Genomic DNA, 21,643 nt, shown 5'->3' with positions numbered 1-21,643 from the left:
CGACGGCCCGCCATCGGCCCGCGATCGGCCCGCGATGGGGCGTGCGAGGGGCCCCGTCTTCCCCGTGCCCGGCCGTTCGAGTGGCTTCGGCGCCGCCCCCGGTGCCCGCCCGGCGCCGCCGGGAACCGCTCCCCGTATGACACCCCCGGATTCCCCGCGCCCCGGCGGCCCCGGCGGGGCGGCATCCCGCGCGACGCCGACCGGCCGTACGGGCTACGACGAGAGCTTCCTCGGCCCCGCGGTGCCGCTGCCGCGCCCCCTCGCCCCGGACCTCGCCACGGTGGTGCTGCCGTACACCCACTTCAGCGTGGTGCTGCGCCCCGACCGGCGGCTGGCGGCGGCCACCGCGGTCTGTATCGACGGGCAGCGGCTGATGGAGGGGGTGCTGGCACGGGAGGACAACTGGCGCTTCGATCCCCGGCTGCCCGAGGACCGCCAGGTCGGCGAGGACATCTACCACGACAACATCCTCGACCGCGGGCACCTGGTGCGCCGTCTCGATCCCGTATGGGGCGATCCGGCCGAGTGCGAGGCGGCCAACGACGACACCTTCCACTTCACCAACGCCGCGCCGCAGGCGAATGTGTTCAACCAGGGCAAGAAGCTGTGGCAGGGCCTGGAGAACTATCTGCTCGACCACGCCGCCGAGTTCGACCGCAAGCTGACCGTGTTCACCGGCCCCGTCCTGCACGATTCCGACCCGCCCTACCGCGGCGTCCAAGTGCCGCTGCGCTTCTGGAAGGTGGCGGCCTTCCTCCAGGGCGGTGCGCTCGCCTCGACCGGCTATGTCCTCGACCAGAGCCCGGATCTGACCCGCGACGCCGACCGGGCCCTGGCCGGGGCGACGCCGGGCGGGCCGCCGCCACTGGGTGCCTTCCGCACCTTCCAGGTGCCGGTCAGCGATATCACCGAGCTGACCGGACTGGATCTCGGCCCGCTGCCCGCCTGCGATCTGATGCCGCTCACCCGCGCCCCCGCTGAGCGCTGGCGGCGCCTGGAATCGCCCGACGACATGGTCCTGAACGGCTGACCGCGATGACGGACACCCCGGCTTCCCCGGCGCAGCGGCCCACGGTGGTCTATGTCCACGGCATCGGCAACAAGGTCCGCCCCGAACTGCTCAAGTCCCAATGGGACCAGGCTCTTTTCGGCAAGGACATGGGCGATGCCTCCCGGATGGCGTACTGGGCCTCGCTCCGGTACGAGACACCGTTGCCCGACTTCCGGTCCGACCCGCTGGACGGCGGACCCGACAGCGCGGCGGAGAGAGTGGGCCCGCACGGGGCGGAAGATCCCGAGGAATTCATCCTGCACACCCTGGGTGAGGCGCATTTCGAGGCGGGTGAACGCAGCGGGGAAAGCCCGCCCGGATCCGTACCGGAAGATACTCTCACCGGCTGGCTGCGGGATATGGTCTATCTCGCCGACACACTCGCCGAAAGCGGTCATGACGAGGGCCCGGGGCAGGGCGAGGAACCCCTGCTCGAGGTGCTGCCGCTGCCCCGGCCCGCCCGTAGAGCGGCATTGCGGCTGCTCGTTCAGCTCACCTTCAAGGACGTTTACGCCTATTTCTTCGGCGGCGACGGACCGGCGATCCGGGACGTTCTCAAGAAAGCGCTGGACGGGCTGGACGGCGGCCCGCTCGTGGTCGTGGGACACAGCCTGGGATCCGTCGTCGCCTACGAGGTGCTGGCGGAACTCCGGCGCGAGGTGCAGCTGCTGGTGACCGTGGGATCACCGCTGGCGATCACCGAGGTACAAGACCGGCTGGCCCGGCCGCCCGCCGTTCCGTCCGGCGTCCTGACCTGGCGCAACGCCTCGGACCTACGGGATCTGGTGGCCCTCGACCACACCCTGCGGCCCGAGTACGCACCCGCGGACCGCATCACCGATCTGCTGGTCACCAACGACAGCGAAAACCACCACAACATCACTCAGTACCTGGCGAACCGCCACGTCAGCGAGCCCGTGCAACGGCTCTTCCACTGACCCCGGCACGGAATTGCAGCGGCGCATCTCCGGTGGAAACATGACAGTGAGAGGTGCTCCGGCCCGAGCTTGCGAGGGCGGGTGGGTAGGTGTGTTATGCCGCTGAACGAAGAGGAATGGGGCCTCGTCCGCGAATGGATACGGGATTACCTCCTCAACGATCCGCATCCCCATCTGGTGCTCGAGCGGTACGACTTCTCCCCGGATTTCATCGGTTCGCTCGCCCTCGGGGCCGTTCCCGAGGAGAACGCCAGATCTCTCATCCACGCCTCGCGCCGCTCCATCGAGGAGCAGATGAAACTCGTCGAGGTTCTGGTGTCCCTGTTGTCCCCACTGCCGGCCGTCGAAAAAGCCAAGAATTTCCTGAAAAGGCTGCTTGCGGACTGGGAATTGCGAGTCAAAATCCGGGGCAAAGAGCGGGATATGTTCCAGATGTCCGTCTTCGGTGACGAGGTGTTCATCGGCCGCAGCGAACTCCGAGAAACCCTGCGCAGATTCCTGTCGGGCTCCGACAAGTTCGTCCTGCTCGTGGACGGTGTCGCGAACAGCGGCAGGTCCTACACGTACACCTTCCTGCGGCACCTCGGACAGCAGAGCGGATTCCGCCCGGCGCGCGTCACCCTGTCGCCCACCTCCACCGCCGACAAAGTCGTCCGCCGCCTGGCCGGATACACCGACGACCCCACCGGCCGCCTCCCACCGCTGAACCTCGCCGAGCTCAACGACCTCCTGCCGTCACTGGACGACGCGGCGCACTGGGTGGTCCGCCGGGCCGCCGCCCTGGATCAGCCCCTCTGGCTGGTCCTGGACGAATGCGACATGCTCGAACGCTCCTCCGACGTCTGGGACTTGATCGGAGAGCTGGGACTGGCCATCTACGAGCAGGTGTGTGGCGACCGGTCCCCCCGCCTGGTCCTCCTCGGCTACGGACCCACGATGCACCAACTGCCCGACGACCTGCGGGTCAACCAGTGCCAGGACACGGCGCGCGTCGTGGACCCCCGCGATCTGCACGGCTTCTTCGACCAGTACTTCCACGAATCGCCGCCCGCCTGGCTGGGCGAAGGACCGGCCGCCGAGGAGCAGATCACCGAACTGGTCCGGCTGGCCGTCGACGAGGTCCTGCGCTTCGCGAACGCACCCGGCGGCGAGGAAAGCTATATGCGCAGGATCTGCCGCGCGGCGGAGGGAGCGGTCCGTGTCTACCAGTCCCTCTGAGACAGGCGAGAGGTTCGCCGCCCGGCTGCGCCAGGAACTGCACGCCGCCGAGGACCGCTCGCACACCGTGTCCGACACCCACCGCGCCTACCGCGAAGCGGCCTGCCTGCTCTCCCGCTTCGACCCCGACCGGCTCCGGCTGCCCGGCGAGGACCACGCCACCGGGGACGCCGCCCTGGAACTGGTCGACGACTGCCGCACCATCGGACTCCAGGACGCCGTCGTCTGGGCCCTCAAGTCCGAGATCCGCAACGCCACCCTGCGCGGCCTGGCCGGCCCGGACGCCGCACTACGCGCCCTGGAAGCCAACCGCGAGCAGTTCCGCGCCGACTGCGGCCCCGAACACCTCTGCCTGGCCTACCTCTCCGGCACCCCGCCACCGCAGCCGGCCCAAACCGCCGAGGCACTGGCCGACACCCTCCAGGCCGTGCGCTGGCTCTCCCTCGTACCGGGCGTGTCGGGCCTGCCGGACCCCGGTGACGTCCGCCGCGCCCTGGACCGTGCCCGGCTGCTGCGCCCCCTCGAACGCCTCGTCCGGGGCCCGTTCGAGGGCCGCACCCGCGAACTGCGCACCCTGCACGACTACGTGTTCGGCGCCCAACAGCCGCCGGTGCCCCCACTGGCCATCCACGGGTCCGACGGGATGGGCAAGAGCACCCTGCTCGCCACCTTCCTGCTGCACAGCATCCGGCAGGACGCCCCCGACTTCCCGTTCGCCTACATCGACTTCGCACGGCCCACGCTCTCCATCCAGGAACCCGTCACCCTCATCGCCGAGGTGGCCCGGCAGCTCGGCATCCAGTACCCCGCGTACCGCGCCGAACTGGCCGCGCTCGCCGAGGAGTGCCAGCAGGTGGCCCGCAGCCAGCGGGTGGAACAGGACCGGGTGACCCAGCTCCAGTCGCTTGCCACCACCCGTTCCGTCCTGGGCCGCAGCTCCTCCACCGCGTTCCAGGTCGTGGCCACCGGGCGGGAGAGCGAACTCCTCGCGCGGACCGCCGATGTCCTGGTGCGCGCGGTGGCCGGCACGGACCAGGAGGAGCAGCCGTTCCTGCTGGCCATCGACTCGTTCGAGGAGGCCCAGTACCGCGGCTCGCCCGTGCTGGGCCGGATGTGGACGACCTACCGCGCCTTCGAGCGGGTCTATCCGCGGCTGCGGTGTGTCGTCGCCGGCAGTGCCCCCGTGGAGCATCCGGCACGTGACGTCCCGTCGCAGGAAATCGAACTCCGGGAACTCGAACCGGACGCGGCCGTCGCCCTCCTGACGGTCCGAGGCGTCGCCGACCCCGAGGTGGCACGCGCGCTGGCCGACCGCGTCGGCGGTCACCCCCTCAGCCTCGAACTCGCGGCCCGCGCCGCCGGCCTCGGCAGCGGCCCCGACCCCATCGGCGAGCTGCTGCGCTCGCTTCCCGCCCGGCGGGACGAGGGCTTTCGCCGCGTCGACCAACTGCTCGTCCAGGGCATCCTCTACGACCGCATCCTCAGCCATATCGCCGACGAGGACATCCGCCGCCTCGCCCGCCCCGGCCTGGTGCTGCGCACCCTCACCCCGCAGATCATCAAGGACGTCCTCGCCGAGCCCTGCGGACTCGACGTGCCCACCCCGCAGGCCGCCCGGCGGCTCTTCGAGGAGCTGTGCCGCCTGGACATGGTGGAGCCCCTCGGCCCCGATGCGGCGTGCTACCGCGCCGACGTCCGCGCCATCATGCTGCGGCTGCCCGGCAGCGACCACACCGCCGCGATGCGCGCGGTCGAAGCCGGCGCCGTCGACTACTACGCCGCACGGGACGGGCTCGCCGACCGCGCCGAGGAGATCTACCACCGGCTGCGGCTGGACGAGGACCCCCGCTCGGTCGAGAACCGCTGGCTGCCCGGCGTCGAACGGTTCCTGGCCGGCGCGCAGCAGGACCTGCCGCCCCGGGCGGCGGCGCAGCTGACCGCCCGGCTCGGCACCGGCGCGCCCGACAAGGTCACCGAGGCCGCCGACCAGGCGGACTGGGAACGCCTCACCGCCCGCGAGGTGGAGGACCTGCTCGCCCAGGGCTATGCGCAGGCGGCGTACGAGCGGCTGGAGCGGCGCCGCCCCTGGACACCGTGCAGTCCGCTGCACCCGCTGCTCGCCGAGACGCTCGACCGGCTGGGACAGCGCACCCGGGCCCGTACGGTCACCGCGGACGCCCTCGACGAGGCGGCCCGGGAGGGCTGCGGCGAACGGCGGCTGGAACTGCTGCTGCTCTCCGCCCGCCTCGCCGAGGCCGACGGCGACCGGGCGGGCGCCGGTCACGACCTGGAGCTGGCGGAGAACGTCGCGGCGGGGCTCGGAGCGGACCTCGAAGCCATGGGCGCGCTGCTCGCCCGCGCCCGGCTGACCGGCGACGACCTGCCCGGCGACGCCGCGGCGGGCGGTCAACTCGCCCACAGACTCCGGGAGATGCCGGACGACGTCCTCGCCAAACGGCCCGTCCTCGTCCGCGCCGTCGCCTCCCAGATCTACGACCAGGACCCCGGCGCGCTCGACCACGCCCTGAAGGTCGCCGGGCTCCCGGCGGACGACGCCACCCTCGACACCCTCGGCGGGGCGATGCGCCGGGCCACCACCCGACGGCCGGAGCTGCTGGGACGCGTCATGAAGATCCTCAACGAAGCCATCGGCACGTACCGGCAGCACTTCGGGGACGCGCCCACCCCCGGCATCGCCGATCTGCTGCGCCTGGCCAGGGACCGCGGCACCCTCGGCCGGCTCGCCCAGCGGCTGCTGACGGTGCCCGACGACAGCGGCGAGATCGTCGCCGGGGTGGCCGCGGCCATGGGCGTGGGCACCGGCGCCCGTACCGCGGCCGGCGAGCCCCTCCGCCCGCACGAAAGGCCGGGTGCACCGTGACCGCCTACCTCCCGCCGGACGCGATCCAGCAGGTGAGCGACGCCGCGCTGGAGAGCGGCCTGGCCGAACCCGCCCTGCGCCCGCTCCTCTTCGACGGCATCATGCTCAAGTACCGCGGCGGGCTGCCCCTGCTTCCTGCCCCCGGCCCTCAGGTGCACTCCGATCTCGCCTCGATGAACCGCGTCGAACGGCTCGTGGACGGCTCCGTCCCCCTGGGGATCTGGCTGCGCAACGCCGTCGCCCAGACCACCGAGTCCGCGCCGCTCGCCGTCTTCCAGCGCGCCCTGGACGAGGTGGCCCGCCAGGCCGGCGGCGAGCCCGACATCCTGGCCGAGCACCCCGCCCCGGAGATCAAGGAGGAGATCGTCCACCGCGACGACACCGTGCCCATCGGCTTCCTGCGGGGCGGCGACCTGGCCGGCACCGCCGTCGCCCGGATCAAGGTCCCGCCGTACGAGGGCGGCGCCCCCCTCCAGCCGAACGGCTACCCGCACTCCGGCACCGGCTGGCTCCTCGCCCCCGACCTCCTGATCACCAACCACCATGTGGTCAACGCCCGCACCGCCACCGGCGGACAGCGGCCCACCGCCGCACCCGACGACCTGCACCTCCAGGCCCAGCACGCCCACGCCCGCTTCGACTACGACACCGACGACGTGGAGACCGAGGAGGCAGCCGTGAGCGATCTGGTCGCCGCCGACCCGGGCCTGGACTACGCCGTCCTGCGCCTGGCCACCGCGCCCGCCCGCCCGGTGCTGAAACTGGCACCGGCGTCCCTGGCGGTCGCCGACGGCGACTACGTGGCCGTCAACATCATCCAGCACCCCGGCGGCCTGCCCAAACGCGTCGCCCTGCGCAACAACCTGGTCTACGAGGCGGACGACCAGGACGTGCGCTACTTCACCGACACCCGCGGCGGCTCCTCCGGCTCGCCGGTCCTGACCGACGACTGGAAGGTGGTGGCGCTCCACCGGGGCAGCCGGCGGGTGGAGAACGTGATGTTCCAGGGCAGAACCACGGCCTTCGTCAACGTCGGCACCCGGATGGACGTCATCATGCAGCACCTGGAAGCCCACACCCCCGCCGTCCACGCCGAAATCGCCGCCGCCCAGCGCGACTAGCCGCCGCCGGAAAGGAGCGCGCCATGCCCACCCGGAGCCGCTCACCGGTCGCAACCGGCCCCGAGCAGCTGTTCTCCGACCTGCGGGAGGTCGCCCAGCGGGTTCGGGACGGTCTGACCTGGGAAGTGCCGGAATCCTCGGCCGAGTTGCCGGCCGCGGAGCTGCCCGCCGGCCAGATCTCCCAGTACGCCCGCCAGGAACGCACCCGGGTGCTGGCCGCGGGCGCCGACGGCCTGGAGAAGCTCGCCGCGGGCCGCGCCGACGAGATCGGCGACGACGAGTCCTTCGGGATGGAGGCCATCGTCCTGCTGGAAGGCCGCCCCGCCCTCCTCGTCCAGAACCACGACTTCGTCCCGCCCGCCGGCGACTGGGCCGTCCTCGACGGCCACCGCCCCGCCATCCGCCGGTCCCTCGCCCGGGTCGGCCGGGTCGAGGTCACCGGGCACCTCAGCCTGGACTGGCTCGGCACGGCGTTCCTCGTCGGCCCCGAAGCGGTGATGACCAACCGTCATGTCGCCGTGGAGTTCGCCCGCAGCGACGGCGACGGATGGACCTTCCAGCAGGGCATGACCGCCGCCCTCGACATGGCCGAGGAGTACGCCACCCCCACCCCGCAGGACGGCGGCGCCACCTACCGCATCACCGAGGTGCTGGGCATCCACCAGGACGTCGACATGGCCCTGCTGCGGGTCGTCCCGTACGCCGGTCCCACCCCGCCGCCCGGTCCGCTGGCCGTCGCCGCGGACGCGCCGGCCGATCTGCCCGGCCGGCCGGTGTACTGCATCGGCTATCCCGCCTGGGACGGCCGCCGCAATGAACCGGAGTCGATGCGCCGGATCTTCATGGACATCTACAACGTCAAACGCCTCCAGCCCGGCACCACCACGGAGCTGCTGCCCGCGCGCGCGACCATGAAGCACGACTGCTCCACCCTCGGCGGCAACAGCGGCTCCCCGGTCTTCGACCTCGCCGACCACCGTGTCCTCGGCCTGCACTACGGCGGCCGCTACGGCTACGGGAACTACGCCGTACCGCTGTGGCAGCTGGTCGACGACCCGCTGCTGACCCGGGCGGAGGTCAACTTCGTCTGAGGCGGGTGTGCGGGGAACATCCCGGCCGCGGGACGTACCCAGGCTGCGGGGAACACCCCGGCTGCGGGAAATACCCCGGCCGCAGGGAATACCCCGCCCGCTCGCGCCGTTTCCCTGGGGACCGTCCCGACCATGGAGGTGCCGTGACCGGCTCCCGACCCCGCCGGACCCCGCTGCGCGCCCTGCGGCCCGCCGCCTTCGGCGCCGAGCCCACCGGGGAGCGGCTGGCCAGGATGCGCCGATCGCCGCAGTTCCGGGACGGCCAGTTCCGCAATCCGGCGCCGACCCGGCAACTGTTCCGGGCCTCCGCGCTGCCGATGGCCCGCGCACAGCTCAGCCGCGAGGCGCGGCGCCGCCGCGTCCCGGCGGGCCGGATTCCGGTGTACGACCCGACCGCCGCGGACTGGGGCAGCCCGCCGGCCTCCGGGCTGCGGATCACCTGGCTGGGCCATTCGAGCGTGCTCGCCGAGATCGACGGGCGACGGGTGCTGTTCGACCCGGTCTGGGGCGAGCGCTGTTCGCCGTTCGACCGGATCGGCCCCAAGCGGCTGCACCCGGTGCCGATCGACCCGGCCGCGCTGGACCCGGTCGATGCCGTCGTCATCTCGCACGACCACTACGACCATCTCGACATGCCCACCATCCAGGGCCTGACCGCCTCCGGCGCGGCCTTCGTCGTCCCGCTCGGCATCGGCGCCGACCTGGAATTCTGGGGCGTCCCACCGGAGCGGATCACCGAACTGGACTGGCACGAGTCCACCCGGATCGGCGAGCTGACCCTCACGGCCACCCCCGCCCAGCATTTCTGCGGCCGCGGACTGCGCGGTCCGCAGCACACCCTGTGGGCCTCGTGGGTGGTGGCGGGACCCGAGCACCGGATCTACCACAGCGGCGACACCGGCTACTTCCCCGGATTCGCCGAGACCGGCGCCGCCCACGGGCCGTTCGACGTGACGATGATCCAGGTCGGCGCGTACTCGAATTTCTGGCCCGCGGGCCGCACGGACACCGTGCCCCTGCCCGGCGCCTGGCCGGACATCCACATGACGCCCGCACAGGGCATCCAGGCCCACCTCGACCTGCAAGGACACCGGCCCGGCGGGGTGCTGCTGCCGATCCACTGGGGGACGTTCAGCCTGTCGGTGCACCCGTGGGCGGAGCCCGGCGAGTGGACGAGGGACGCGGCGGACGAGGCCGGGCAAGCCGTGGCGTTCCCGCGGCCGGGCCAGCCCTTCGAACCCGCCGGAGACGTCCCCGCCGATCCCTGGTGGCGCGCGGTGTCCGCCCCCCTCGCCCATCCCTGGCGCCGGCCCCGGCCTGCTGCCGCGGTGCAAGAGGCAAGCGGCGAGCTCGACTTGGCGGGCGAGAGGTGACTCAGCCGCCGTGCCGCCGCCGGTAGCGGCGAGCGGCCCACAGCCCGGCGAGAATTCCGGGAACGAGGAATCCCCACACACTTGCGGTCGCTTCACGCCCACCGAGGGAAACGATCCAGAGCAGCGCCAGGAGCACCGTGCATGCCGCAGCCACCGACACGAACACCGCGCATTCGATCCACCAGTTGCGAGAGCGGTAATGCATATCCGTCATCATCGGCTACTTGGTGATGAAGTGGCACTGCACAGCGCGCCGCTTACCGTTGACGAACAGCTGAGCACACGCCTTCCCGTACTTGGGAAGCGTACGTTTCCCCGTCTTGTACACGGGCACCGTCCCCGTCTTGCACGTCGTGTTCAGCGGACCGCGCACGATCTTGTACGTCTTCCCGGCGGTATCGGCGTAGTGGTATTCCAGGCGGGTGTTGCAGAAGCGGGTGGCCAGCACCGCCGGTCCGACGCAGTCCACACCCGTGATCTGGCGGTCGATCTTCTTACCGGACCCCTTGATCGAATGGGTAAGAAAACAGCCGGTGGGAACGTTGAAGGTGGCTCCGCCGATGGAATAGCTGAACGAGCCGATGGCGGTGGATCCGGCCGCCGAACGCAGCATCGGGTTCGGCGCCTTCACCAGCTTCTGGTCCTCCGCCGTGACGGCGTCGCCGGGAATATCCTCGATGGCGACGTGATCGGCGAGAGCCTCGCCCGAGTAGTCGGACGGAATGTCCTCTGCCGCCTGGGCGGAGGAGGCGCCGACGGCGAGGAGGGCCGCGGCGGATATACCGGCCATGGCGGCAGCGGTGATCTTGCGCAAGGGATTTCCCCCGGGTGGAGCAAGTAATTCGGTCCCGCGGGACATTACCTTCTCTTTACCGTGGAAATCGAATTGATCTCCGTCGGGCCGTGGGGTTGGTCCGCGAGCGCGCCGGTACGGGCCGTTGTGCGCGGCGTTCGCCCCCCTCCCGTCCCTGGCGTCACCCGCGACGGCGGGGCCCCTCGCGCCCCCGCCGACCCCCCGCGTTACGCGCTCCAACTCCCCCTTTCAGAACGGGAGTTCGTACGGAATCGCACTGCCATCCGGGCGGCGCCCACTCAAGGAGGTGGCGAGGGGTGGCGAAACCTCGAAGTGGGTCCGGTTCCCACCCCGGCAACAACTAGCGTGCGTGCTCCGTGAACTGCCAACGGCCGATCCGGAGGGCGCCGATGCCTGCCGCATTCCCCCAGGGGACCCAGACGTCCCCGGAGGTCCCCAGGTCCCCGGAAGGGGAGAGTTCCTCTGGGGATCAGTGTTCCCCGGGGGGACCCCCCGTACCCCTTCCCGCCGCGCGGCGGGAGCGCGAGGGCAGGCGCCACGGCCGGGCCGCCTTCCCCGAGTCCGCCGCCGACTCGGCGATACGGTCCCGTCTGGTCCGGCTCGCCGCCGTACCCTGCCTGCTCGTCGCCGTCGTCGCCACCGCCGTCGCCGCCTTCGCCGTCCAGGCCGGCGGTGCCCACCTCACCGGCCGCGAGTGGCCGGTGCTGGCCGGCGGGCTGGGGCTGGTCTGCGTCATCGTGCTCACCGCGGGCGCCACCGCCAACTCCGAGGCGCGCGCCGTCGTCATGCGCTACGCCCGCCTCCGCGAGGTGTGCGCACGCAGCCAGTCCGACCTCTACGACCTCCTGGACCGGGTGCGCCGGGGCGACCGCCTGCACCACCGCGACCCCGCATCCGACCAGACCCCCGCCGGTACCGGCGACACCCTCGATCTGCTCGCCCACGAGGTGACCTCCGCCGGCCGCGCCGCCGAGGCCGCCGTCATCGACGCCGTCGCCATCGCCCGCAGCAACGCCACCGGCAGCGAGCAGAAGGTCGAGGTCTTCGTGAACCTCGCCCGGCGCCTCCAGTCCCTGGTGCACCGCGAGATCCTGCTGCTGGACGAGCTGGAGCACCAGGTCGAGGACCCCGATCTGCTCAAGGGGATCTTCCACGTCGACCACCTGGCGACCCGCACCCGGCGGCACGCCGAGAACCTCGCCGTCCTCGGCGGCGCCATCTCCCGGCGCCAGTGGACCCGCCCGATCTCCATGGTCGAGGTGCTGCGCTCGTCCATCGCCGAGGTCGAGCAGTACCCCCGGGTCAAGCTCGTCCCGCCGATCGAGGGCCACCTCCAGGGGCACGCCGTCGCCGACGTCGTCCACCTGCTCGCCGAACTCGTCGAGAACGCCTCGATCTACTCCGCCCCGCAGACCCCCATCATGCTGCGCGCCCAGCTGGTCACCGCCGGCCTCGCCGTCGAGGTCGAGGACCGTGGCCTGGGCATGGACCACGACGAGCAGACGCAGATGAACGCGCTGCTCGCCGACCCCTACAACGTCGATGTCGCCGAGCTGCTGAGCGACGGCCGCATCGGTCTGTACGTCGTCGCCTCGCTCGCCCGCCGGCACGGCATCGTCGTCCAGCTGCGGAACAACATCTACGGCGGCGTGCAGGCCGTCCTGATCGTGCCCACCGAACTCCTCGGCGAGGCACCCCCCGAGGAGGACGGCAAGGGCGACCGGGCGACGGTGACCGGCGCCGCGCCGACGACCACGGCGACGCTCGAACGCGACGACGACCACGAGCACGACCCCTACGCCCGCTACGCCTCCGATGCCTACGAGAACGAGCCGCGCGGCCGCCACCGCAGCCTCGACTCCGCCGCCACCGGCCCCGAGCGCGCACTCGAAGCCCCCCGGCGGGGCGCCGACGACCACTCGGCCATGCCACCCACCGGCCCCGTGCGCGCCACCGCCCCCGCGCACCCCGACTCCGTCTCCGCCCCCGGCCCCACGCACGCGGGCGCCGCCCCCGGCCCCGTCCAGCTGCCGCCCGCCCCGCCCGTCGATCCGGACGACGGCGCCCGCCCCCGGCTGCCGCGCCGGATCAAGCAGACCCATCTGGTGCCCGAACTCCGCGGCGAGCCGATCCTGCCGTCGCAGAGCACCGGCCCCGAACCCGAGCACGACCCGACGCTGATGGCCACCTTCCAGCGCGGCTTCAGCCTCGGCGACGACGACTACGCGGCCGGGCTCGCCCCCTACCGCAACCGCACCCCCGCAGGCCAGGGCGGCGAGACCAGCAGCCCCGGCGGCCCCCAGCCGCTTGCCGACCACGACCACGAGGCCCCCACGGCCCGCCCCCGAGGAGACGACCACAACCATGGTGAGTGATGTGCACACGCAGCCGCACCGGCAGCCGTTCACGGCGCAGCCGCACACCGCATCGCAGGCCCAGGCCCAGGGCCGGCAGCAGGGGGAACTGGCCTGGCTCCTGACCGGACTCATCCAGCGCGTCCCGCATACCACCAGCGCGCTCCTGCTGTCCTCCGACGGCCTGGTGAAGGCCGCCCACGGCTTCGACCCGGACAGCGCCGACCACATGGCCGCCCTGGCCTCCGGCCTCTATTCCCTCGCCCGCAGCACCGGCGCGCGTTTCGCGCCCGGCGACAAGGTCCTCCAGGTCGCCGTGGAGCTTGAGTCCAGCTTCCTGTTCGTCTCCGCCGCCGGAACCGGCGCCTGCCTGGCCGTGCTGGCCGGCCGCGACGCCGATGTGGGCGTGCTGTCGTACGAGATGGGGATGCTGGTCAAGAGCGTGCGGCCCTACCTGTCCACGCCCGCGCGCCAGCAGACCCCGGCCGGCGGTCGCTGACCATGCCGCTGGGCCGCCGGATGCGGCAAGGCGGTCATGAGCCGGCCTGGTACGACGACGCGGCGGGCCGGCTGGTCCGGCCGTACACCATCAGCAACGGCCGGACCCGCCCCACCGCGCACTTCGACCTGCTGACCATGGTGATGGCCACCGGTCGGCGGCCCGTCGCCTGCCAGGGACCGGACTACGCGAGGGTGCTGGGACTGTGCGGCGGGCCGGTCTCGGTCGCCGAGATCGCCGCCCACATACGACTGCCCGCCGTGGTCACCAAAGTGCTCCTCGCCGACCTCGTCGAGTGCGGGGCGCTCACCGCGCGGGCGCCCGCCGCCGTTTCGGCAGACCCCGCGTCCCGGACCGACCGAGCCCTGCTGGAGGCGGTGCTGCATGGACTACGTCAACGACTGTGACTCCCCGGCCACGGGGACCCCTTCCCCCGTACCCCAAACCCCGGGGAGTCCCCCTCCCGAATCCCCCGACCTGTTCCCCACCGCGCTCAAGATCCTGGTCGCGGGCGGTTTCGGCGTCGGCAAAACGACCTTCGTCGGCGCGGTGAGCGAGATCGAGCCGCTCAGTACGGAGGAACTCCTCACCCAGATCGGCATCGGCACCGACGACCTCGAAGGCATCGAGGACAAGAACACCACTACCGTCGCCATGGACTTCGGCCGGATCACCCTGAGCTCCGAACATGTGCTGTATCTCTTCGGCACACCGGGCCAGCAGCGCTTCTGGTTCATGTGGGACGAACTGTCCAACGGTGCCCTCGGCGCGGTGATCCTCGCCGACACCCGCCGGCTCGACCAGTGCTTCGCCGCCGTCGACTTCTTCGAGCGCCGCGGCATTCACTTCATCGTCGCGGTCAACGAGTTCGACGGCTCCTACCACTACGAACCGGAGGAGGTCCGTGCCGCAATAGACCTTTCGGAACGCACCCCGGTCGTGCTCTGCGACGCCCGGCAGTGCAGTTCGGCCACGAACATCCTGGTTTCGCTCGTCGAGCATCTGCTCACCCCCGCCCTAGCCGCCACTCCGGAGGTGCCATGAAGCATCCCGTCTCCCGTGTCCCCTACGTCTCCTACGACCCCACGCGCCGTCTGCTGCTGACCCCGGAGGACAACGAGGCCCCGGCGCGCGTGGCCCGGCTGCGTGAACTGGGCATCGGCAGCTCCCCGTTGCCCGCGTTCGACGACTTCGCCCGCAAGCTGGCGAAGACGACCGATACGCCGTACGCCATGGTCAACTTCATTGACGAGCGGCGGCAGTACTTCGCCGGGCTCTACGCACCCGACATGGACCGGGCCGTCGAGCTGGGCCCGGCGCCGCCCAGCGGCCGGCCGGGCCGGGTGATGGCCCGCGACCACGGCTACTGCCCGCATGTGGTGGTCCGCCGCAAGGCCCTCGTCCTGGAGGACGTCTGCGACTACCCCCGCTTCGCGGGCAACCCGGTCGTCGACGAGATCGGCATCCGCTCCTACATGGGCGCGCCGCTGATCGACCGTACGGGGATGACGCTGGGCACCGTCTGTGTGGTGGACCTCGAACCGCGCCCGTGGGGACGGGAGGGGCTGGCGACCATCAAGGGGCTGGCCGCGGAACTGGTCGAGAAGATTCACCAGATGGAGCAGGAGCAGCTTCAGCGGGAGCAGCAGCCCGACGCCTCCTGAGCGACACCCGGACAACGGGCCGCGACACCGGTCGATGTGACCGAGCGCCGCGGCCCGTCCGTTCACCCGGCGCCGCTCACCGGTGCCGGCTGAACCAGGAGACCGCTCGCCCCGGCCCGGTGCGCTGTCCCGGGACCGTGGCCGACGCCTTCTCCTCCGGCTGCTCGGCCGGCTCCAGCCGCAGCAGCTCCGCCAGCCGGTTCGACCACTCGCCCTTCGCCCGGCCCAGCGCCAATTCGCCCAGCCGCAGCAGCTGGACGTCCGAGGTCCCGGCCGGCGCGACGATATGGTGCGCATCGCGCAGGAACCGCTCCACCGGCCGGTCGGTGAACAGCCCGCACGCGGCATGGATGTCCATCGCATCCCGCGCCGATTCCAGCGCGGATTCCACATTGACCAGCTTGGCGTTCATCAGCTCCGCATCACACGGCAGCCCTTGGTCCAGCAGATGGACGGCGTGGTACGCGGACAGCCGGGCCAGCAGCAGCCGGGACTGGATGCGCCCCAGCTTGAGCTTGATGTTGTTCAGCTCCGCCAGCGGTTTGCCGTAGCGCTGCCGCTCCGCACTGAAGCGGGAGGTCTCGTCCAACACCGCCTGATGGATCCCCAGCGAAACGGCGGTCAGATTGGGCCGCCCGTACAGCACGCTGGAGGAGTACGCCACGGACAGGCCGTCGCCCTCTTCGCCCAGCAGATTCGCCGCCGGCACCCGGCAGTCGTCGAAGAACAGCTCGCCGAAGCTGAAGCCGTGCAGTCCCATCGCGGGCTGCTGCGGCCCGACCCGGAAGCCGGGGGTGCCGGACTCGACGAGGAAGGCGGACAGGCCCGTGGACCCGGGGCCGGTGCGCACGACCACGCCGTGCAGATCGCCGACATGACTGTTGCCGACGTAGACCTTGTGGCCGTTGAGGACATAGTCGTCGCCGTCGCGGACCGCGGTGCTCTCCATGCCCAGGACATGGCCGCCGGACTGCGGTTCGGTGACGGCTATGGTCGGCAGGCATTCGCCCGACGCGATCGCCGGCAGCCAGGTCTTCTTCTGCTCCTCGCTGCCGAAGTGGACGATCTTCGCGACGCCCAGCTGGGACGCCTGCACCATCGCGCCCATGGCGGCGCTCACCCGCGAGAGCTCCTCGATGATGAGGGTTTTGGCCAGATGTCCGGCGCCCATCCCGCCGTAGGCGCGCTGGACGGTCACGCCGATCCATCCCTGCCGGGCGATCAGCCGCGAAAGGTCGTGGCAAACGGAACGGCTCGCCTCCATCTCGGCGATCCGGGGCCGGACCTCGCGCTCGGCGAACTCCCGTACCCGCTGCCGGAGCGCTTCATGTCGCTGGTCGGTGAAATAGCGATACAAGACGAGTCCTCCTCCGCGTTCCTTCCCACGCTGGTTGCAACCGCCTCAGGACGGCACTGGCGATGCCGTCTACCCCACCATTCCGGAACGTGATCTGTCGCTTACTGCGTGCAATACCCGTTGGCATACCTACTGCGGGCCGCTCAAAACATCAACTGGTAGCAATTCACACAGGAGTTGAGGCGTGCGCGCACGGCGCACTCCCCCTTTCGAGCCCCCACCCGGCGAACGCCGGTGGCGCGGCCGCGGACGGTGCCACAGCCGCGCCACCCCGCGCCTCCCCGGCGCTCCCGAACCGTTTCGTACCGTTCAGTGCCCCGTGTGGCAGCACGATTCGCGACGCTGCTGCCGCCCCACCTCCAGCCAGTCGGTGCCCGCGGCGACAGCCCGGTCGGAGTGCGACGCGGGCGCCGGGAAGGACTCCACCAGCTCGCGCCGCTCGATCACCCGTCCGCCGCGCAGCACCGCCGCAATCCGCACCAGGGAGTCGAAGTCGCTGAACGGGTCGCCGTCCACCAGCGTCATATCGCCGAGCTTGCCGGCCTCCAGCGTCCCCAGGTCCCGCTGCGCGCCGAACACCCGCGCAGGCAGCGCGGTCGCGGTCCGCAGCGTCTGGGCCACGCTCAGCCCGCCGCGGTGCAGTGCCCGCAGACACAGATGCAGGGACAGGCCCACCGAGGTCAGCGGCTGGTCGGTGCCCAGCGCGACCAGTCCGCCCCCGGCCAGAACCCGCTGGTAGATGGCCACTTCGGTCGCGATATCGGCCAGCTGCGCCGGGGTGGGCGGCGTTCCGGCGTGCTCCCGTACGAGCGCGCTGTCCCACGGCGGCATCAGCCGGCCCACCCGGTCGTCCTGCGCCAGCGAGGGATCGTCGCCGAGCAGCGCGGCCGCCGAGAACGGGGTCGCGAGGAGGTGGAATCCGGCGCCGCCGGTGTAGATCTCCTCGACGTCCTGGTAGGAATGTGCCGAGCCGGCGACGGCGTGCCCGAACTCCAGGCGCTGGGTGGCCTGGAGATGGGTCGTCAGGTCCTGCCCGAGCTGGACGCCGGGCGTCAGCAGATGACTGCCGGACCGCACCCCCAGCCGCTCGTGCGCGAAACGCGCCGCCTCCTCCATCACCCAGCCCGGCGCCCGGACATAGGTCTTGACGAAGTCCCAGTCCAGGGCCGCGCCCCGGGCCAGCGAACGCCGCAGGCCCGCCCGGGTCCGGTGCGCCCGCCCCATGCTGTACGCCACCCGCCCGCCGTCCAGCAGCTCCCCGCTCGTCAGCAGCCGCGGCCCGGCCAGCGCTCCGGCCGCCACCGCTTCCCGGAGGCGGGCCTGTTCGTACGCGAAACCGCCGCAGGAGACCGCCGTGGTGATCCCGTACGCCAGCTGGAGCGCGGTCTGCCGCCCGCCGTAGGTCGTCTGCCAGGGGTGGGTGTGGGCGTCCCACAGGCCGGGCAGCACGGTCTGTCCGGAGGCGTCCACCGTGCGGGACGTCCGGCCCCGGGCCGGCCGGTGCGGTTCCACCGCGGTGATCCGCCCGTCCCGTACGACGACATCGACGTCCTCGCGCACCTGCTCTCCGGTGCCGTCCCAGAATCTGCCCGCGTGGACGACGGTGTCCCGGGCGCGTGCGGGGCGGTGGTTCAGCGACAGCGGGACGGTCCGCGCCGGGCCGCCCTCCACCGGGATCAGCCGCAGCTTCCCGGCCGACAGGTACAGCAGCGTGCGCGAATCCCCGGACCACGACGGATGGTCGGCGCTCTCCTCGGTCAGCTGCCGTGGCGCGCCGTCCGGTGTGCCGTCGGCCCGTACCGGCAGCACCCACAGCGCGGACTCGGCGATCACCGCCATCCACCGGCCGTCGGGGGACCACACCGGCCCGGAGTCATAGCGGTCGGCGAGCGAGACATGGTCGGCGAGCGGATACAGCCGCCCCTTTCCGGTCTCGGTGTCCAGGACCCGGATGACGTTGTAGCCCTCGCGGAAGCGGTGGTTGAGGCGATTGCGGTCGCAGTACGCCAGATAGCGGCCGTCGGGCGACCAGCTGGGCCGCCCCGGCAGCCCGCCCGCGCCCATCGGGGCGGCCAGCACCTTCTCCGTACCGTCCGCCAGGGTCCGTACGACGAGATTGCCCGCCATGTCGAGCGCAGCCAGCCGACCGCCGTCCGGCGACAGCGCCGGCTGTACCCGGCCCCCGGTGGCCAGCTCGGTCTCCTCGCCGGAGGCCATCTCGCGACGGCGGACGGCGAACAGCCCGTCCCGGTCGTCCGCATAGACCAGCGCCCGTCCGTCGCGCGACCAGCTCGGCGCGAGGACGTACCGGGTGGCCGCGGCGCGGACGATCCGGCGCGGCGCACCATCGCCCGAAGTGGGCGCCGTCCACAGGGAGTTGTGCGCGGCGAAGGCGACGATGCGGCCGTCCGGGGAGAGCGCGGGCAGATGCACCCCGCGCACCGGCGCCGCCGCCGTCCGTTCGAACCCGTAGTCCTTGACGCGGTACTCGGGGCGGTCCAGCGGCATCCCGGCGCGGAACGGGATGGTCTCGGCCCGCTGCGGAGCGTCCACCGGGACGATCCGGAAGTGCCCGTCCAGCGTCAGCAGCAGCGCGTCCGGCGTCACCCAGCGCGGCGGCACCGGCGCCACGTCCCCGGTGACGTCGATCCGTGCCCCGTCGACCACCAGGGTGCAGGTCGGCCCCGGATAGTCGGTGGTCCGCAGATAGGCCAGCCGCCCGGTGGGGGACAGGACCGGGGTCATCACCTGGGTGGCGGCCGTTTCGGTGTGCTCGGTACGGACCGCGCCGCCGCCGTCGGCGGGCACCGAGGCGACCGTACGGGAGACGAGCGCGGCCCCGGAGACGGCGCCGCGGACGAAGGCGATCCTCGTGCCGTCCGGCGACCAGCAGGGATCGAAGTCCTCCCAGGCGCCGTCCTGGTGCGGGCCGTCCTGACCGGGCAGCCCGGTCACCCGGGTCAGCCGCCGCGTCGCCACCTCCAGCACCCAGATCCGGTACGGGGCGCCCGCCGCCGCGTCGCCGCCGCGTTCCGAGGCGAAGGCGATCCGGGTCCCGTCGGGCGACCAGGCGGGGCCGCGGTCGTCCCAGGGGCCGTCGGTCAGCTGCCGCAGGCCCGAGCCGTCGGGGGCGACCAGCCACAGATGGAAGGAGCCGCCCCGGTAGGCGCAGAGCGCGATCCGGCGGCCGTCGGGGGAGTGGACCGGACGGGTGGGTTCCAGGTCGGGCGGCGTCAGGGCCACCGCCTCGCCGCCGGTGCGCGGCAGCGACCACAGGACGTTCTGGACCTCGGCGACCAGCCGGTCACCGGACGGGGAGAGGGACGCCGCGCCATTGGTGGCGGCGGATAAGGAGAGGGCGGTGCCGTCCTGTGCCCAGGCGGCGGGGGCGGCGACTCCCGTCAGCCCGGCGACGGCGGCCGCGGATGCGGTGCCCTGGAGGAATCTGCGGCGGGAGAGGGGGAACGGGCCCGCATCGTCACAATGGTCGGTGGTGTTCAACGGTCCTCCTGGAAAAGGGGGTTGGGGCACAGCGGCAGCGAAGAACCGGCTGATCGTGTCACGCCGCGCGCCCACCGGGGCAACCCCGCCGCGCGCGCCCCATGGACGTAGCGCCGCCGCTCGCGCAAGAGTGGGCGCCGACCACTCTGTGCCACCGCTTTCCCCGCCACCGTTTCCCGGCAGTCAGGAGACGCCCCTATGCAGGCCCCGCGGCAGGACTTCCACCAGGCACCCGACGGTGCCCGGATCGCCCGGTACACCTGGCTGCCGGAGTCCGGCCCGCCGCGCGCCCTCGTCCAGATCGCCCATGGTGCCGCGGAACACGCCCGGCGCTACGACCGCTTCGCCCGCTTTCTGACCGGCCACGGCTATGGCGTCCTCGCCTCCGACCACCGCGGCCACGGGGCCACCGCACCCGCCACCGGGGGCCGCGGAGTGGTCGGCGAGGACGCCTGGCGGGCGACCGTCGCCGACCTCAAGGGCATCGGCGACCACACCGCCGCCGAGTACCCCGGCATCCCCCTGGTCCTGCTCGGCCACAGCATGGGCGCGATGCTGGCCCGCGACTACGCCCAGGAGTACGGCGCCGACCTCGCCGGCCTGATCCTCTCCGGCACCTTCCGCACCCTGCCCGGCCTGGACCTCGAAGCCGCCGCCGACGCACTGGAGCGGGAGATCGCCACGCACGGCCGCGCCCACCCCTCCCCCTTCATCCCGCGCACCTTCAGCTCGTTCAACGACGCCTTCCCGCACCGCACGGGCTACGAATGGCTCTCCCGCGACAGCGCCGAGGTGGACCGCTATGTCGCCGACGACGACTGCGGCTTCGCCTTCAGCGCCGGTCTCGCCCTGGACTGGGTACGCGCCATCCGCAAGATCAACGACCCCGCCGACCTCGCCCGCATCCCCCGCGGCCTGCCCGTCCACATCGCCGTCGGCGATCAGGACCCCTGCCACCAGGGCATGACTCTCGTCCACGAACTCCTGGAGGACTTCCGCTATATCGGCACCCGCGACCTGACCTGGAGGGCCTACCCGGACGCCCGCCACGAGATCCTCAACGAGACGAACCGGGACGAGGTCCAGGCCGATCTGCTGGCGTGGCTGGACAAGCGCATCTGACCCACCGGATAGGCCCTACCTCCCCATGAACCCCGCGATCCGCTCCCGCAGGCCGTGCGGATCGAGCCCGTGCGCCGCCAGGTGCTCGTCGATCTGCCCGTAACGGCGCAGCTCCTGGCGGCCCACGCCTAGGGGGCTTCTGAGTGCCGCAGCAGCGTTTCGGCCTCGTCCGGATAGCCGGGCACATGCACCGTCCAGCCGTCGAGGGTGTCCAGCAGCGCGATATCGCCCGGCGCCATATGGGTGAAGCCGCCGCTGGGCCACTCGTACGAGCCGCCGGCGCTCACCAGTACCCCGCCCACGCCCTGGTGGCCGAAGTCCAGCTTGACCTGCTCGAAGGGCCGCTCCACCAGGAAGCCGGCGAAGGTGTGCACCACGGGGCGCAGCCCGGTGAGCGCCGGCCCGCCGCCCGGCGGCACCGGCGGCGGCCGCGCCCCCGCCCCCGTCGGCCCGCCGTACCGGAATATGGCGGCACGCACCCTCTGACATGGGGTATTGTTCTCGTGCACGCCCGGTACGGGACTTTTTCCGGCCGAAGCGGGCAATCGGGACGTGGCGCAGCTTGGTAGCGCACTTGACTGGGGGTCAAGGGGTCGCAGGTTCAAATCCTGTCGTCCCGACGGACGAGCAAGGTCCGTCGGCCTGGGGAAATCCCAGGT

17 protein-coding genes, 1 tRNA gene and 1 pseudogene are annotated in these 21,643 nt (G+C 72.1%); 14 read left to right on the top strand and 5 right to left on the bottom strand.

Going from position 1 to position 21,643, the window contains the following annotated elements:
- The first annotated feature begins 136 nt into the window (after positions 1–136).
- From SNA_RS24975 to SNA_RS24950, 7 genes are all read left to right on the top strand, one after another.
- Positions 137–1,030 carry a DNA/RNA non-specific endonuclease gene (locus tag SNA_RS24975; protein WP_030064268.1) on the top strand — a complete coding sequence of 298 codons (894 nt, stop codon included), beginning with the start codon at positions 137–139 and terminating at the stop codon, positions 1,028–1,030.
- Positions 1,031–1,035: 5 nt separating this feature from the next.
- On the top strand, positions 1,036–1,989 hold the full coding sequence (locus tag SNA_RS24970; protein WP_044366875.1) for an alpha/beta fold hydrolase: 954 nt from the start codon (positions 1,036–1,038) through the stop codon (positions 1,987–1,989).
- A 96-nt stretch (positions 1,990–2,085) separates the two neighbouring features.
- Positions 2,086–3,207, top strand: coding sequence for a hypothetical protein (locus SNA_RS42770; protein ID WP_051877171.1), 1,122 nt, complete (start codon positions 2,086–2,088; stop codon positions 3,205–3,207).
- The gene (locus SNA_RS24965) at positions 3,188–6,088 is read left to right on the top strand and encodes an AAA family ATPase (protein ID WP_052808985.1); all 2,901 of its coding nucleotides are present in this window, start codon (positions 3,188–3,190) and stop codon (positions 6,086–6,088) included. The genes SNA_RS42770 and SNA_RS24965 overlap by 20 nt, the downstream gene beginning before the upstream one ends.
- Positions 6,085–7,209: a trypsin-like peptidase domain-containing protein gene (locus SNA_RS24960; protein WP_044366874.1), complete on the top strand. Its 1,125-nt coding sequence runs from the start codon at positions 6,085–6,087 to the stop codon at positions 7,207–7,209. Before SNA_RS24965 ends, SNA_RS24960 begins: the two co-directional genes overlap by 4 nt.
- A gap of 23 nt (positions 7,210–7,232) precedes the next feature.
- Positions 7,233–8,300, top strand: coding sequence for a trypsin-like serine peptidase (locus tag SNA_RS24955; RefSeq protein WP_044366873.1), 1,068 nt, complete (start codon positions 7,233–7,235; stop codon positions 8,298–8,300).
- A gap of 143 nt (positions 8,301–8,443) precedes the next feature.
- A complete protein-coding gene (locus SNA_RS24950) occupies positions 8,444–9,673 on the top strand; it encodes an MBL fold metallo-hydrolase (protein ID WP_030064275.1) in 1,230 nt (409 codons plus the stop codon).
- Position 9,674: 1 nt separating this feature from the next.
- On the opposite strand, the gene SNA_RS42765 is transcribed toward SNA_RS24950, so the two are convergent.
- Both SNA_RS42765 and SNA_RS24945 read right to left on the bottom strand, forming a co-directional pair.
- Positions 9,675–9,890, bottom strand: coding sequence for a hypothetical protein (locus SNA_RS42765; RefSeq protein WP_157880087.1), 216 nt, complete (start codon positions 9,888–9,890; stop codon positions 9,675–9,677).
- Between the two features lie 3 nt (positions 9,891–9,893).
- A complete protein-coding gene (locus tag SNA_RS24945; RefSeq protein ID WP_030064276.1) occupies positions 9,894–10,487 on the bottom strand; it encodes a hypothetical protein in 594 nt (197 codons plus the stop codon).
- Between the two features lie 389 nt (positions 10,488–10,876).
- Here SNA_RS24945 and SNA_RS24940 point away from each other — a divergent pair, with 389 nt between their 5' ends.
- From SNA_RS24940 to SNA_RS24920, 5 genes are read left to right on the top strand one after another with little or no spacing between them, the layout of a single operon-like run.
- Positions 10,877–12,862, top strand: coding sequence for a sensor histidine kinase (locus SNA_RS24940; protein ID WP_052808984.1), 1,986 nt, complete (start codon positions 10,877–10,879; stop codon positions 12,860–12,862).
- Positions 12,852–13,340 (top strand): roadblock/LC7 domain-containing protein, encoded by a 489-nt coding sequence (locus SNA_RS24935; RefSeq protein WP_078970177.1) that lies wholly within the window; start codon positions 12,852–12,854, stop codon positions 13,338–13,340. The genes SNA_RS24940 and SNA_RS24935 overlap by 11 nt, the downstream gene beginning before the upstream one ends.
- 2 nt (positions 13,341–13,342) lie before the next feature.
- Positions 13,343–13,747 carry a DUF742 domain-containing protein gene (locus SNA_RS24930; RefSeq protein ID WP_198535130.1) on the top strand — a complete coding sequence of 135 codons (405 nt, stop codon included), beginning with the start codon at positions 13,343–13,345 and terminating at the stop codon, positions 13,745–13,747.
- Positions 13,725–14,384, top strand: coding sequence for a GTP-binding protein (locus SNA_RS24925; RefSeq protein WP_030064280.1), 660 nt, complete (start codon positions 13,725–13,727; stop codon positions 14,382–14,384). The genes SNA_RS24930 and SNA_RS24925 overlap by 23 nt, the downstream gene beginning before the upstream one ends.
- Positions 14,381–15,004, top strand: a complete 624-nt coding sequence (locus SNA_RS24920; protein WP_037788818.1) for a GAF domain-containing protein — start codon at positions 14,381–14,383, stop codon at positions 15,002–15,004. The genes SNA_RS24925 and SNA_RS24920 overlap by 4 nt, the downstream gene beginning before the upstream one ends.
- Positions 15,005–15,080: 76 nt before the next feature.
- On the opposite strand, the gene SNA_RS24915 is transcribed toward SNA_RS24920, so the two are convergent.
- Complete coding sequence (locus SNA_RS24915) at positions 15,081–16,361, bottom strand: acyl-CoA dehydrogenase family protein (protein ID WP_044366872.1); 1,281 nt, start codon at positions 16,359–16,361, stop codon at positions 15,081–15,083.
- 309 nt (positions 16,362–16,670) lie between these two features.
- Positions 16,671–19,862, bottom strand: coding sequence for an amidohydrolase family protein (locus SNA_RS24910; protein WP_030064283.1), 3,192 nt, complete (start codon positions 19,860–19,862; stop codon positions 16,671–16,673).
- 198 nt (positions 19,863–20,060) lie between these two features.
- On the opposite strand from SNA_RS24910, the gene SNA_RS24905 reads away from it, so the two are divergent.
- Positions 20,061–20,984 carry an alpha/beta fold hydrolase gene (locus SNA_RS24905; protein ID WP_044366871.1) on the top strand — a complete coding sequence of 308 codons (924 nt, stop codon included), beginning with the start codon at positions 20,061–20,063 and terminating at the stop codon, positions 20,982–20,984.
- Between the two features lie 15 nt (positions 20,985–20,999).
- Here SNA_RS24905 and SNA_RS24900 read toward each other — a convergent pair.
- Positions 21,000–21,403: pseudogene (locus SNA_RS24900) on the bottom strand (hypothetical protein); the annotation flags it as partial.
- Positions 21,404–21,530: 127 nt separating this feature from the next.
- Between SNA_RS24900 and SNA_RS24895 the strand changes: the two are divergent.
- Positions 21,531–21,604, top strand: a tRNA-Pro gene (locus SNA_RS24895).
- The last annotated feature ends 39 nt before the right edge of the window (positions 21,605–21,643 follow it).

The organism is Streptomyces natalensis ATCC 27448 (assembly GCF_000935125.1).
GTDB classification, from domain to species: Bacteria; Actinomycetota; Actinomycetes; order Streptomycetales; family Streptomycetaceae; genus Streptomyces; species Streptomyces natalensis.
The sequence above is the reverse complement of the archived record's forward strand: the minus strand, read 5'-3'. Positions and strand labels throughout refer to the sequence as shown.

Coding starts and splice junctions, on each gene's coding strand:
- SNA_RS24975 (WP_030064268.1), top strand. CDS start 137: ATGACACCCCCGGATTCCCCGCGCCCCGGCGGCCCCGGCGGGGCGGCA.
- SNA_RS24970 (WP_044366875.1), top strand. CDS start 1,036: ATGACGGACACCCCGGCTTCCCCGGCGCAGCGGCCCACGGTGGTCTAT.
- SNA_RS42770 (WP_051877171.1), top strand. CDS start 2,086: ATGCCGCTGAACGAAGAGGAATGGGGCCTCGTCCGCGAATGGATACGG.
- SNA_RS24955 (WP_044366873.1), top strand. CDS start 7,233: ATGCCCACCCGGAGCCGCTCACCGGTCGCAACCGGCCCCGAGCAGCTG.
- SNA_RS42765 (WP_157880087.1), bottom strand. CDS start 9,890: ATGATGACGGATATGCATTACCGCTCTCGCAACTGGTGGATCGAATGC.
- SNA_RS24940 (WP_052808984.1), top strand. CDS start 10,877: ATGCCTGCCGCATTCCCCCAGGGGACCCAGACGTCCCCGGAGGTCCCC.
- SNA_RS24935 (WP_078970177.1), top strand. CDS start 12,852: ATGGTGAGTGATGTGCACACGCAGCCGCACCGGCAGCCGTTCACGGCG.
- SNA_RS24930 (WP_198535130.1), top strand. CDS start 13,343: ATGCCGCTGGGCCGCCGGATGCGGCAAGGCGGTCATGAGCCGGCCTGG.
- SNA_RS24925 (WP_030064280.1), top strand. CDS start 13,725: ATGGACTACGTCAACGACTGTGACTCCCCGGCCACGGGGACCCCTTCC.
- SNA_RS24920 (WP_037788818.1), top strand. CDS start 14,381: ATGAAGCATCCCGTCTCCCGTGTCCCCTACGTCTCCTACGACCCCACG.
- SNA_RS24905 (WP_044366871.1), top strand. CDS start 20,061: ATGCAGGCCCCGCGGCAGGACTTCCACCAGGCACCCGACGGTGCCCGG.